Source organism: Klebsiella sp. RIT-PI-d (genome assembly GCF_001187865.1).
Taxonomy (GTDB): Bacteria; Pseudomonadota; Gammaproteobacteria; order Enterobacterales; family Enterobacteriaceae; genus Superficieibacter.
The window spans coordinates 254,994-268,111 of sequence record NZ_LGIT01000017.1 but is presented as its reverse complement, the minus strand read 5'-3'; the positions used below and the strand labels follow the sequence as shown (position 1 = coordinate 268,111).

The window sequence follows — 13,118 nt, the reverse complement described above, 5'->3', positions numbered from 1 at the left end:
GCTGAATCGTGAACAGAAATCGTGCGTGCGTCAAAATGGCATTTGCCGGGCAAAATGCCCGCCCGACAACGATTGTTCACACTCCATTTTGTCCGAATTCGATACGTCTATAGGCGATCCCTGTTTACGTCAAAAAACAATCAGGCCAGAGAATATACTCCGGGGATTGCTTACGCCATATGGCGCTGCTCTCTTACTGACAGGTATCATCTGATACCGGGAGTTCTGAATATGATATTGCGCTTTAAGCCTCATATTATTGCTTTAGCATGCAGTCTGGCGTTATGTGCAGCCGCCGGAACGCTGTATGTTAAAAGCCGGCAACCTGTAACCCCGCCTGAAAACGTGGCCGCTCCTGCACCTGCGGGTACCGATCCCGCGCCGGTTGCCACACCCGCATTTACCTCTGCCCAGATTGACCAGTGGGTCGCCCCTGTTGCGCTGTATCCTGATGCCCTGCTCTCTCAGGTGCTGATGGCATCAACCTATCCGGCAAACGTCGTCCAGGCCGTACAGTGGTCAAAAGACCATCCGACGCTTCAGGGCGATGCCGCCATCAACGCGGTAGCCAGTCAACCGTGGGATGCCAGCGTAAAATCGCTGGTGGCGTTCCCGCAGCTGGCGGCATTGATGGGGCAAGATCCCGAGTGGGTTGAGGATCTGGGGAATGCCTTTCTGGCCCAGCCGCAGGATGTGATGGACGCCGTGCAAAAGCTGCGCGCCCTGGCCCAACAGACCGGAACATTAAAATCCTCACCGCAGCAGAAAGTAACCAGCGAACCGGTGACAGCCAGTCCTGTATCAACGGATAGCGGCACCCGGACAATCGTACATACGTCATCACCGACGATCATTAAAATAGAACCGGCCGATCCGCAGGTCGTTTACGTTCCGACTTACAACCCGACAACGGTTTACGGTGCCTGGCCCAATACCGCCTGGCCGCCCGTCTACCTCCCGCCGCCTCCGGGGGAGCAGTTCGCCAGCAGTTTTGTGAAGGGCTTTGGGTACAGTCTGGGCGTGGCCACAACGTATGCGCTGTTCAGCAGTATCGACTGGGATCACGACGACCATCATCACCACCATGACGACGACGATCATCACCATCATGACGATCGCGGCTATTACAACGACGGAAACAGCCATAATGGCAATAACATCAATATCAACGTCAATAACTATAACCGCATCACGGGTGAACATCTGACCAACAATAACCGCGTCTGGCACCACAACCCGGCTTACCGCAATGGCGTTCCGTACGTGAACAATGCCCATCCTGTTAATGTCAGGGGCGGCTTAAGCGCTACCTCGTCCCGATCTGTAAACGGTCAGCGGCAGGCCGCACTGGCGCAATTACAGGAGAAAACCGGTCGTAATGCCGCGCCGCTTAACCGCGATGCCCGGCGCCAGGCTGCCTCAAAACAGCTTCAGCAGATCGCCCAACACAATAACTATCGAGGTTATGACATGAACAGCGCATCGCGCGATGCGTTGCGCACGCAGTCTTCACAACACCTTTCCACGGCGGCCCCGGTTCGGCAGCGGTTAAGTACTGCCACACCCGGGCAGCGCCAGCAGGTGCGGGGAAATGTGCAGCAGCGCCTTAACTCAGCCACGCCTGAACAACGCCAGCAGGTAACAGAGCGTGTTCAGCAGCGTCGGGAAAGCAATCGTGGCAGTGCATTAAGTGGTAACGACAGTCGCTCGCCCTCATGGCAATCACAACGCAGTCGCGGGAGCGAAAGCCGCAGATCGGAGCACAATTTCAGTAGTGAGCAGCGTTCAGCCATCCGGGAACGCGTTGCTGAACGCCGTCATCACTAAGGGGAAGAAATGAAAAAATTAACCATGTCCGGCGCACTCATGCTGCTGATGTTACCGGTGCTGGCTCAGGCTCAACAAACGTTCAGCACCCCTGAAAAAGCCGCAGAAACGCTGGTGGCCGCCATTTCTGCCCACGACCAGGCCGCTCTGGAACGGCTGCTGGGAGAGGAGTGGCAGCACTATTTTCCACCGGAAGGCGTCGATCCGCTGGCCGTAGAGCGTTTCTTACGCGACTGGAAAGTGAGCCATCATATCGAGCAGCAGGAAAATACCGCCCACATTAACGTGGGCGATGAAAACTGGCAGTTGCCGGTGCCTGTAGTTAAAACGGATGAAGGCTGGCACTTCGATATGCCAGCGGCGGCGGATGAGATCCTCACCCGAACTATCGGCCGCAATGAGCTGGGGGCGATAACCGCCATGCATGCGTGGGTCGATGCCGAACAGGACTATTTTCAGCAGAAGAGAATGTGGGCGCATAAGCTTATCAGCAGTGAAGGCCAGCAGGATGGACTGTACTGGCCCATTCAGCCGGGTGAAAACCCAAGCCCGCTGGGCCCGGCGTTTAGTCATGCGCAGCCGGGCGAAGGCTATCACGGCTACCGTTTCCGTATTTTGTCCGGTGAGCAGGACGGCAGTGTTGCGCTGATTGCCTGGCCGGCAATCTGGGGACAGACCGGGGTGATGAGTTTTATGGTCGACATGCAGGATCGCGTTTTCCAGCACAATTTCGGTGAGAATACCGATGTCAGCATACAAACGATAACCCGCTTCACAATCGATGACGGCTGGCAGGCAGTGTCACCCTGAGGCGAAACAACATGGGTACAGATCGCGCTATCGTTGTCGTTTTCTTTTCGTTTACAGTATCTTCACTGTAAGAACAGAATGCGATAACAAAGGACAGGGTCTTGAAGAAAGCAACATTTGACTGGCGCGGTCTTGAGGCCGCTGCGGTTGATCATATGGTGACAGCCGTGCGCCGGGTACGCGACGCCTGCCCCCATGAATCGCTTTACGGCGCTCTTTTCCACGCGTTCTATGGCGACGGTGAGTCAATCTATTGGCCCAGCCTCGCCGTGGGCAGCGAAGAGAGCCTGGCGCGTGTCGTCAGCGATTACCGGCAACGTGGTTCGCCTGCCACGGCGCAAGAACTACGCTGGTCACCTGCTGATTTACCGTATAACGTCGACCCTGATGCAGAACATGATGACTGGGCGCGAGCCTGCTGTACATTTGCCTCCCGCGACCGCACCTTCAGCGAATGGGAAGCCGTTTATGAACGCTTTTTGCACGTTTTTCCTCGTGCGGTAAAAAAGGCGCGCCGTCAGCTTGTGAGTGAAGGCGTAGTTGATAAACATTTCATTGCCGTCGCCGCCGACGAAGCGGGCGATCTGATCCCGCTGAGCCTGACAACTGCACAAATCTCGCGCCATTTCCCGGAATACGATATCGCAGCACAGGCCCGGCTGCGGCTGGCCGTCCTGCCGCAGCCGCAGCGCCTGGCAGAGCTGACCGCACATGCCGTAGGTGCAGCGGAAAACGGCGTGTTATATGGCGAATATGAGCAGCTTCTTAAGGCGTCAGGAAAAGAGGCTGTTCCTTTTCTGGCTGCCGTTATTCGCGGCGAGCAGCCGGGCAACGCGTGGAAAGCCAGTATGCTGCTGGCAGAAATCAACGAACCCACCGACGAGGCGATTGCCGCGCTGGTCAGCAAACTTGATGACGCGAAAGCAAGTAATAGCGATCGTTGCTGGGCAGCCTGCGCGCTGGCCCGCCTCGGACACATGCCATTGTTGACTGCGCGCGTGCCGCAATTGCCGCCAGGAATTGTCGCCCCCGGCCTGGCGGCACCCTATAGCGCATTCCGTGACAGAGGCCGTCATCCACCGCTGGATTATCGTCCTCTGGAAGCCGCGCTGGCACGCTATCCGCAACTCGCGGACGCCGTCGCAGAGGAACTGAGTCCAGGCTCCGGTTTTTGTACAATTGATAAACAGGAAAAAGAAGCAGCGCAGGCGGGATATGGTTCGTCCTGGGCGTTCATTCGTCAGCACGCAGCCTGGGTGCTGGAAACGCTGGAGGAAGGCTGAACCGGTAAGAAAATACGAACGCGGCCCGGGCACATCAAGGCGCATAAAAAAAGCGGCTGAATCAGCCGCTTTTTCTTTATTACCCGAAAATTACTTTTTCTTCGCTTTCGGGTTTGGCAGGTCGGTAATGCTGCCTTCAAACACTTCGGCTGCCAGACCTACAGACTCGTGCAGCGTCGGGTGCGCATGGATGGTCAGCGCGATATCTTCCGCATCACAACCCATTTCGATTGCCAGACCAATTTCACCCAGCAGCTCGCCGCCGTTGGTGCCGACAATCGCCCCGCCGATCACCCGGTGGGTTTCTTTGTCGAAAATCAGTTTGGTCACACCGTCTGCGCAGTCGGAAGCGATAGCACGGCCAGAAGCAGCCCACGGGAAGGTGGCAGTTTCGTAGCTAATGCCTTTCTCTTTCGCTTCTTTCTCAGTCAGGCCTACCCAGGCAACTTCTGGTTCAGTGTAGGCGATGGACGGGATCACTTTCGGATCGAAATAGTGTTTTTTACCGGCGATAACTTCAGCGGCAACGTGACCTTCGTGAACACCTTTGTGCGCCAGCATCGGCTGACCGACAATATCACCGATAGCAAAGATGTGCGGCACGTTAGTACGCAACTGCTTGTCTACGCGGATAAAGCCACGGTCATCCACTTCCACGCCGGCTGCGCCTGCGTCGAGGTTTTTACCGTTCGGTACGCGACCGATAGCCACCAGCACCGCATCGTAACGCTGCGGTTCAGCCGGGGCTTTTTTGCCTTCCATGGAAACGTAAATACCGTCTTCTTTCGCTTCAACGGCCGTTACTTTGGTTTCCAGCATCAGGTTGAATTTCTTGCTGATGCGCTTGGTGAAGACTTTAACGATGTCTTTATCTGCCGCCGGGATCACCTGGTCGAACATTTCGACCACGTCGATCTCTGAACCCAGCGCATCATAAACGGTAGCCATTTCCAGACCGATAATCCCGCCACCCATTACCAGCAGACGTTCCGGGACTGATTTCAGTTCCAGCGCATCGGTGGAATCCCACACGCGCGGATCGTTATGCGGAATAAACGGCAGTTCAATCGGACGAGAGCCGGCAGCGATGATCGCATTGTCGAAGTTGATCACGGTTTTGCCGTTTTCGCCTTCCACTTCCAGGGTATTGGCCCCGGTAAATTTACCCAGTCCGTTAACTACCTTCACTTTACGACCTTTCGCCATGCCTGCCAGGCCGCCGGTCAGCTGAGTGATCACTTTTTCTTTCCAGGTACGAATTTTGTCGATATCGGTTTTCGGCTCGCCGAAGACAATACCGTGCTCAGCCAGCGCTTTGGCTTCTTCGATAACTTTTGCAACGTGCAGCAGCGCTTTGGAAGGAATACAACCCACGTTCAGACAAACACCGCCGAGGGTGTTGTAACGTTCAACGATGACGGTTTCCAGACCTAAATCAGCGCAACGGAAGGCAGCAGAGTAGCCTGCAGGACCTGCCCCAAGTACCACGACCTGAGTTTTGATTTCAGTACTCATCATGACCTCTTATTGATTTCCGGCGGTCCAGGTACTTGTCGCCCTTCATCCACCGGGACGTTCTATCCGCCCGTATTTTACAAAATTGTTAACAATTTTGAAACAACAAACGGTTCACGAAAATCGGTTTTCACTCATAACCTCACGCACTTAATGAGATTACCAGAAAAAAGCCGGCCGTCAGGCCGGCTTGTCGATTACATCACCAGGCGGCGAATGTCGCTCAGGGTGTTGTTGATGATGGTAATGAAGCGTGCACCATCAGCACCGTCAATCACGCGGTGGTCGAAGGAAAGAGAAATTGGCATCATCAGACGCGGCATAAACTCTTTACCATTCCAGACCGGCTCCATCGCCGATTTAGACACACCGAGGATCGCCACTTCCGGCGCGTTAACAATTGGCGCAAAGTGGGTAGTTCCCAGGCCGCCGATGCTGGAGATAGTGAAGCAACCGCCCTGCATTTCGCCTGCGGTCAGCTTACCATCACGCGCTTTTTTGGAGATGACAGTCAGTTCACGGGACAGCTCGGTAATGCTCTTCTTGTTCACGTCTTTAAAGACCGGAACCACCAGACCATTTGGCGTATCAACCGCCACACCGATGTTGATGTATTTTTTCAGCGTCAGACGCTGTGCATCTTCGGACAGCGAGCTGTTAAAACGTGGCATCTGCTCAAGTGCCGCAGCAACGGCTTTCATGATGAATACCACCGGCGTGAATTTCACGTCCAGTTTACGTTTCTCAGCTTCGGCGTTCTGCTGTTTACGGAACGCTTCCAGATCGGTGATGTCGGTTTTGTCGAAGTGGGTAACGTGCGGGATCATCACCCAGTTACGGCTCAGGTTAGCACCAGAGATTTTCTGGATACGGCCCAGTTCCACTTCTTCAATTTCGCCGAACTTGCTGAAGTCCACTTTCGGCCACGGCAGCATACCCGGAATACCACCGCCTGCGGCAGCAGCAGGCGCTGACTCAGCGCGTTTAACCGCGTCTTTCACGTACGCCTGAACGTCTTCACGCAGAATACGACCTTTACGACCGGTGCCTTTGACTTTCGCCAGGTTTACACCGAACTCGCGCGCCAGGCGGCGGATCAGCGGGGTTGCATGGACGTAAGCGTCGTTTTCAGCAAACTCAGCTTTGCCTTCGGCTTTCGGCGCGGCAGCAGCAGGTTTGTCCGCTTTGGCGGCCGGAGCCGGAGCCGCAGCGTCTTGCTTAGCAGCCGGAGCCGCCGGCGCTGCGCCTTCCACTTCAAAGACCATAATCAGCGAGCCGGTAGACACTTTGTCGCCGGTGTTGATTTTGATTTCTTTAACGGTACCTGCGAACGGTGCCGGAACTTCCATAGAGGCTTTGTCGCCCTCTACGGTGATAAGCGACTGTTCAGCCGTTACTTTATCGCCAACTTTGACCATCACTTCGGTGACTTCAACTTCATCGCCGCCGATGTCCGGTACATTGACGTCTTTAGCGCCCGCAGCCGCTGCCGGAGCAGATGCCGCTTCTTCTTTCACCTGCGGCTTAGCGTCGTCTGCTGCCGGTGCTGCGCCTTCTGCGTCAAAAATCATGATCAGCGAGCCGGTAGACACTTTGTCGCCGGTGCTGATTTTGATCTCTTTTACGGTGCCTGCGAACGGCGCCGGAACTTCCATAGAGGCTTTGTCGCCCTCTACGGTGATAAGCGACTGTTCAGCTTCAACTTTGTCGCCAACTTTAACCATGATTTCGGTGACTTCAACTTCGTCGCCGCCGATATCCGGTACGTTAACGTCTTTTGCAGCCGTCGCCGCAGCCGGAGCCGCAGCTTTCGGCGCGTCTTTCTTCTCTTCGGCCTGAGCAGGCGCAGCGTCAGCTGCACCGTCGGCGGAATCGAACACCATAATCAGTGCGCCAGTCTCGGTTTTGTCGCCGACGGAGACTTTGATCTCTTTAACGACGCCAGCCTGCGGAGACGGGACTTCCATAGAGGCTTTATCGCCTTCTACGGTGATCAGCGACTGTTCTGCTTCAACAGTGTCGCCAACCTTGACCAGGATCTCGGTGATTTCAACTTCATCTGCCCCGATGTCCGGTACTTTGATTTCGATAGCCATGATTCTTTTACCTCTTACGCCAGACGCGGGTTAACTTTTTCTGCATCGATATTGAATTTAGTGATGGCTTCCGCAACCACTTTCGTATCGATTTCGCCACGTTTAGCCAGTTCGCCCAGCGCTGCTACAACCACATAAGATGCATCAACTTCGAAGTGGTGACGCAAGTTTTCACGGCTGTCAGAGCGACCGAAGCCGTCAGTACCCAGTACGCGGTAATCGTCAGCCGGTACATAAGTACGAACCTGCTCGGCGAACAGTTTCATATAGTCAGTGGATGCCACAGCAGGTGCATCGTTCATCACCTGAGCGATGTACGGAACGCGCGGGGTTTCCATCGGGTGCAGCATGTTCCAGCGCTCACAATCCTGGCCATCACGCGCCAGTTCAGTGAAGGAGGTCACGCTATAGACGTCAGAACCTACACCGTAATCTTTTGCCAGGATCTCTGCCGCTTCACGTACGTGACGCAGAATAGAACCGGAGCCTAACAGCTGAACTTTACCTTTGCTGCCATCGAGGGTTTCGAGTTTATAGATACCTTTACGGATACCTTCCTCAGCACCTTCCGGCATGGCTGGCATGTGGTAGTTTTCGTTCAGCGTGGTGATGTAGTAGTAAATATTTTCCTGCGCTTCACCATACATACGCACCAGACCGTCATGCATGATGACAGCAACTTCGTACGCGTAAGACGGATCGTAAGAAATACAGTTCGGGATAGTCAGCGACTGAATGTGGCTATGACCATCTTCGTGCTGCAGACCTTCGCCGTTAAGCGTTGTACGACCCGACGTACCACCGACCAGGAAGCCGCGAGCCTGCTGATCGCCTGCCTGCCAGCACAGGTCACCGATACGCTGGAAACCGAACATCGAATAGTAGATGTAGAACGGGATCATCGGCAGGTTGTTGGTGCTGTAAGAGGTCGCAGCAGCCAGCCAGGATGCGCCTGCGCCCAGCTCATTAATACCTTCCTGCAGGATCTGACCTTTCTCGTCTTCTTTGTAGTAAGCAACCTGCTCACGGTCCTGCGGAGTATACTGCTGACCGTTCGGGCTGTAGATACCAATCTGACGGAACAGACCTTCCATACCGAAAGTACGTGCTTCATCAGCAATGATCGGCACCAGACGATCTTTGATCGACTTGTTCTTCAGCATCACGTTCAGGGCACGAACGAAAGCGATAGTGGTTGAGATTTCTTTATTCTGCTCTTCCAGCAGCGGTTTAAAGTCCGCCAGCTCAGGCATTTCAAGCTTCTCGGAGAACTTAGGCTGACGCGCCGGCAGATAGCCTTTCAGCTTCTGACGCTGTGCGTGCAGGTAAGTGTGCTCTTCAGACCCTTCCGGGAAGGTGATGTAAGACAGGTTTTCGACCTGCTCATCGGACACTGGCACATTGAAACGGTCGCGGATATAACGCACGCCGTCCATGTTCATTTTTTTCACCTGGTGAGCGATGTTTTTACCTTCTGCGGTATCACCCATGCCGTAACCTTTGATGGTATGGGCCAGGATAACAGTCGCTTTACCTTTGGTGTCCTGCGCTTTTTTCAGTGCGGCGTAGACTTTCTTCGGATCGTGACCACCACGGTTCAGGGCCCAAATCTGATCGTCAGACCAGTCAGCAACCAGGGCAGCCGTTTCCGGGTATTTACCGAAGAAATGCTCGCGAACGTACGCGCCATTTTTGGATTTGAAGGTCTGATAGTCGCCATCTACCGTTTCCTGCATCAGCTGAAGCAGTTTACCGCTGGTATCTTTACGCAGCAGTTCATCCCAACGACCGCCCCACATCACTTTAATCACGTTCCAGCCAGCACCGGCGAAGATGCCTTCCAGTTCGTTGATGATCTTACCGTTACCGGTGACCGGACCATCCAGACGTTGCAGGTTACAGTTGATGATGAAGCACAGGTTGTCCAGTTTCTCACGGGTTGCGATGGTGATCGCACCTTTAGATTCTGGCTCATCCATTTCGCCGTCGCCGAGGAACGCGTAAACGGTCTGCTCAGAGGTATCTTTCAGGCCACGGTGTTCCAGATATTTCAGGAATTTAGCCTGGTAGATTGCACCGATTGGGCCAAGACCCATAGACACGGTCGGGAACTGCCAGAATTCCGGCATCAGTTTCGGGTGCGGATAAGAAGACAGACCTTTACCGTGAACTTCCTGACGGAAGTTATTCATCTGCTCTTCAGTCAGACGACCTTCAAGGAATGCACGTGCGTAAACGCCCGGAGAGATGTGGCCCTGGAAGTACACCAGATCGCCGCCGTCTTTCTCGTTAGCCGCACGGAAGAAGTGGTTGAAACACACTTCGTATACGGTTGCAGAAGACTGGAAAGACGCCATGTGGCCGCCCAGCTCCAGATCTTTCTTGGATGCGCGCAAAACGGTCATGATGGCGTTCCAGCGGATCGCTGAACGAATACGACGTTCCAGATCAAGATTACCCGGATATTCCGGTTCGTCTTCAACGGCAATAGTGTTTATATAGTTGCTGGCCCCTGCACCTGCCGCCACTTTCACGCCGCCTTTGCGAGCTTCAGAAAGCAGCTGATCAATCAGATACTGAGCGCGCTCAACACCTTCTTCACGGATGACCGATTCGATCGCCTGTAGCCAGTCGCGAGTTTCGATCGGATCCACGTCATTTTGGAGACGTTCTGACATGGGGGTATTCCTTATCTATCTAATACGTTGATTTATCTGGAACCTGTCCCATTGTGTTTTCAGCGGAAAGCACAATAAGACAGGTTCTGCGTTTAGTTGCCGCGCTCTAAATAGTGGCGCTATTGGTACAACATCTTCTGGTTCAGGTTCTGCCAGAAAAATCACTAATTCTTGCGTTGCTCAAGCCGACGCATTGACCGTTCACGACGGCTCTGTTCACGACTGCGGTCGAGCAAAATCTCTTCGATAAAGGCCAAATGACGATGTGACGCTTCGCGTGCGCGTTCCGGCTCACCGGCCATAATGGCTTCAAAAATGGTCGTACGGTGATTGCTGACCAGCGGGAGCATTTCCCGACGGGCGTACAACAACTCAAAGTTTTGCCGTACGTTTTGAGCCAGCATAGGCTCCATGCAGCGTAGCAGATGAAGCAAAACCACGTTATGGGCCGCTTCTGTGACGGCAATTTGATACTGAACGACAGCGTCGGATTCGGCGTCAAGATCGCCCGATTGCTGCGCCCGTTCGATGGCCTGATGCAGTTCGCTTATTCTCGCGCGATCGTCATCATTACTGCGCAGCGCCGCATAATAAGCGGCAATACCTTCCAGCGCGTGACGGGTTTCCAGCAGGTCGAACTGGGATTCAGGATGGTCGGACAGAAGCTCTACCAGCGGATCGCTGAAACTTTGCCACAGGCTACTTTGCACAAAGGTTCCCCCGCCCTGACGACGTAGCAGCAGGCCCTTTGCCTCGAGACGTTGAATCGCCTCACGCAGGGAGGGACGGGAAACGTCGAACTGTTTTGCCAGTTCGCGTTCAGGCAGAAGCTTTTCACCGGGGCGCAGCGTCCCCTCAAGGATGAGAAACTCCAGCTGCTGCTCTATCACGTCGGATAGCTTAGGTTGGCGGATTTTGCTGTAGGCCATTATTCCCTATCTTACGCCTTTTGCCCGAAGTCAATTGGTCTTACCAATTTCATATTCTTGACGCTAAAGTAACAAAGTATTCACCTTATGTCCATACAGGTTTTGATTCACATCATAAAACAGACCACATTTTAACAACCTTACAGAACTAACGTTTCAAAAATGTAACTTTGCACAAATGTTATGTTTACTCCTCAAGAGGTAGATTTAACGTTAACAACGCAGATTTATGCCTGCATGAACCGATTCAACTCCCCTAAAAATGGATAGTTATTCAAAAATACTAAATAGAAAGGGATCGGCCGGGCGGGTAATCTAAAAAGGGGGGAGTTTACAAATGGTTTCTTTTTATTCATCTGTTTTGCATCCCTGCATAAACCAGGTGCATTCCCACGCGCATACCATTATTGTGTGGATGTTAAAAGCACTCTGACCATAATTCAGATAACGCTTGTGTAAACAAATTAATACGAAAAGTGGAATTGCACACATACAAGCGCACGACAGCGTAACCCCACAATAGACATTTACGAGGTTCCAGAATGGAAGTTCAACAACATGGCGACCAGCTGAAGCGCGGGCTTAAGAACCGCCATATTCAGCTTATTGCACTGGGAGGCGCCATTGGTACAGGGTTGTTCCTGGGCAGTGCGTCCGTTATTCAGTCCGCAGGCCCCGGCATTATCCTCGGCTACGCCATCGCCGGTTTTATTGCCTTTCTGATCATGCGTCAGCTGGGCGAAATGGTGGTCGAAGAGCCAGTAGCCGGTTCTTTCAGCCACTTTGCCTATAAATACTGGGGCGGCTTTGCGGGCTTCGCCTCCGGCTGGAACTACTGGGTACTGTATGTCCTGGTCGCTATGGCTGAGTTAACGGCAGTGGGCAAATATATCCAGTTCTGGTGGCCGGAGATCCCGACATGGGCCTCAGCGGCGGTATTTTTTGTTGCTATCAATGCCATTAACCTGACTAACGTCAAAGTGTTTGGTGAAATGGAGTTCTGGTTCGCCATTATTAAGGTCGTTGCCGTCGTGGCAATGATCCTGTTCGGCGGCTGGCTGCTGTTTAGCGGTAACGGCGGCCCGCAGGCTACCGTGCGCAACCTGTGGGATCAAGGCGGATTTCTGCCGCACGGGATCGGCGGGCTGGTGATGATGATGGCGATCATTATGTTCTCTTTCGGCGGTCTGGAACTGGTCGGCATTACCGCCGCGGAAGCGGATAACCCGGAGCAGAGCATTCCTAAGGCCACCAACCAGGTTATCTACCGTATTCTGATTTTTTATGTTGGCTCACTGGCGGTGCTGCTGTCCCTGCTGCCGTGGACTCGCGTGACGGCTGATACCAGCCCGTTTGTACTCATTTTCCACGAACTGGGCGACACGTTCGTCGCGAATGCCCTGAACATCGTTGTATTAACGGCAGCGCTCTCGGTTTATAACAGCTGCGTCTACTGCAACAGTCGTATGCTATTTGGCCTTGCGCACCAGGGCAACGCGCCCAGAATGCTGATGAAAGTCGACAAACGTGGCGTACCGGTTAATACCATCCTCGTGTCGGCAGCCGTCACCGCCCTGTGCGTGTTGATCAACTACCTGGCACCGGATTCAGCCTTTGGCCTGCTGATGGCGCTGGTGGTCTCTGCGCTGGTCATCAACTGGGCAATGATTAGCCTTGCGCATATGAAATTTCGTCGCGCTAAACATCAGCAGGGCGTTACCCCGCGCTTCCCGGCATTGTTCTATCCGGTAGGTAACTGGATCTGCCTGCTGTTCATGGCGGCTGTGCTGGTCATTATGCTGATGACTGATGGGATGGCGATTTCGGTTTACCTGATCCCGGTCTGGATAGTGATACTCGGTATCGGCTACCTGTTTAAACAGAAACGGGCCAAAACGGCTAAAGCACAGTAACACGTCCCACACCCTTCATCCCGGCGGATGAAGGGTGTTATCTGCTTCACACTTTCGCTTCAATAGC

The 13,118-nt window shown here is 53.8% G+C and carries 8 protein-coding genes; 4 read left to right on the top strand and 4 right to left on the bottom strand.

Features of this window, described 5'->3' with window-relative positions; all coding sequences use genetic code 11:
• Positions 1–231 precede the first annotated feature (231 nt).
• The 3 genes from AC791_RS18560 (at position 232) to AC791_RS18550 (ending at position 3,920) form a co-directional block, all read left to right on the top strand.
• Positions 232–1,827 (top strand): DUF3300 domain-containing protein, encoded by a 1,596-nt coding sequence (locus AC791_RS18560; protein WP_049841957.1) that lies wholly within the window; start codon positions 232–234, stop codon positions 1,825–1,827.
• A gap of 9 nt (positions 1,828–1,836) precedes the next feature.
• The gene (locus AC791_RS18555) at positions 1,837–2,637 is read left to right on the top strand and encodes a DUF2950 family protein (protein ID WP_049841956.1); all 801 of its coding nucleotides are present in this window, start codon (positions 1,837–1,839) and stop codon (positions 2,635–2,637) included.
• Positions 2,638–2,738: 101 nt separating this feature from the next.
• The gene (locus AC791_RS18550; protein ID WP_049841955.1) at positions 2,739–3,920 is read left to right on the top strand and encodes a DUF4303 domain-containing protein; all 1,182 of its coding nucleotides are present in this window, start codon (positions 2,739–2,741) and stop codon (positions 3,918–3,920) included.
• 90 nt (positions 3,921–4,010) lie between these two features.
• Here AC791_RS18550 and lpdA read toward each other — a convergent pair whose 3' ends face one another.
• From lpdA to pdhR, 4 genes are all read right to left on the bottom strand, one after another.
• The gene (gene lpdA / locus AC791_RS18545) at positions 4,011–5,435 is read right to left on the bottom strand and encodes a dihydrolipoyl dehydrogenase (protein ID WP_049841954.1); all 1,425 of its coding nucleotides are present in this window, start codon (positions 5,433–5,435) and stop codon (positions 4,011–4,013) included.
• A gap of 197 nt (positions 5,436–5,632) precedes the next feature.
• Complete coding sequence (aceF, locus tag AC791_RS18540; RefSeq protein WP_049841953.1) at positions 5,633–7,531, bottom strand: pyruvate dehydrogenase complex dihydrolipoyllysine-residue acetyltransferase; 1,899 nt, start codon at positions 7,529–7,531, stop codon at positions 5,633–5,635.
• A gap of 14 nt (positions 7,532–7,545) precedes the next feature.
• Complete coding sequence (gene aceE / locus AC791_RS18535) at positions 7,546–10,209, bottom strand: pyruvate dehydrogenase (acetyl-transferring), homodimeric type (RefSeq protein ID WP_049841952.1); 2,664 nt, start codon at positions 10,207–10,209, stop codon at positions 7,546–7,548.
• Between the two features lie 164 nt (positions 10,210–10,373).
• Positions 10,374–11,138, bottom strand: a complete 765-nt coding sequence (pdhR, locus tag AC791_RS18530) for a pyruvate dehydrogenase complex transcriptional repressor PdhR (RefSeq protein ID WP_049841951.1) — start codon at positions 11,136–11,138, stop codon at positions 10,374–10,376.
• A gap of 542 nt (positions 11,139–11,680) precedes the next feature.
• Here pdhR and aroP point away from each other — a divergent pair.
• Positions 11,681–13,051 carry an aromatic amino acid transporter AroP gene (gene aroP, locus AC791_RS18525; protein ID WP_049841950.1) on the top strand — a complete coding sequence of 457 codons (1,371 nt, stop codon included), beginning with the start codon at positions 11,681–11,683 and terminating at the stop codon, positions 13,049–13,051.
• The last annotated feature ends 67 nt before the right edge of the window (positions 13,052–13,118 follow it).

Bases quoted from the DNA above. Each gene is read 5' to 3' on its own strand.
- AC791_RS18560 (WP_049841957.1), top strand. From the start codon at position 232: ATGATATTGCGCTTTAAGCCTCATATTATTGCTTTAGCATGCAGTCTG.
- AC791_RS18555 (WP_049841956.1), top strand. From the start codon at position 1,837: ATGAAAAAATTAACCATGTCCGGCGCACTCATGCTGCTGATGTTACCG.
- aroP (WP_049841950.1), top strand. From the start codon at position 11,681: ATGGAAGTTCAACAACATGGCGACCAGCTGAAGCGCGGGCTTAAGAAC.
- aceF (WP_049841953.1), bottom strand. From the start codon at position 7,531: ATGGCTATCGAAATCAAAGTACCGGACATCGGGGCAGATGAAGTTGAA.
- aceE (WP_049841952.1), bottom strand. From the start codon at position 10,209: ATGTCAGAACGTCTCCAAAATGACGTGGATCCGATCGAAACTCGCGAC.
- pdhR (WP_049841951.1), bottom strand. From the start codon at position 11,138: ATGGCCTACAGCAAAATCCGCCAACCTAAGCTATCCGACGTGATAGAG.
- lpdA (WP_049841954.1), bottom strand. From the start codon at position 5,435: ATGAGTACTGAAATCAAAACTCAGGTCGTGGTACTTGGGGCAGGTCCT.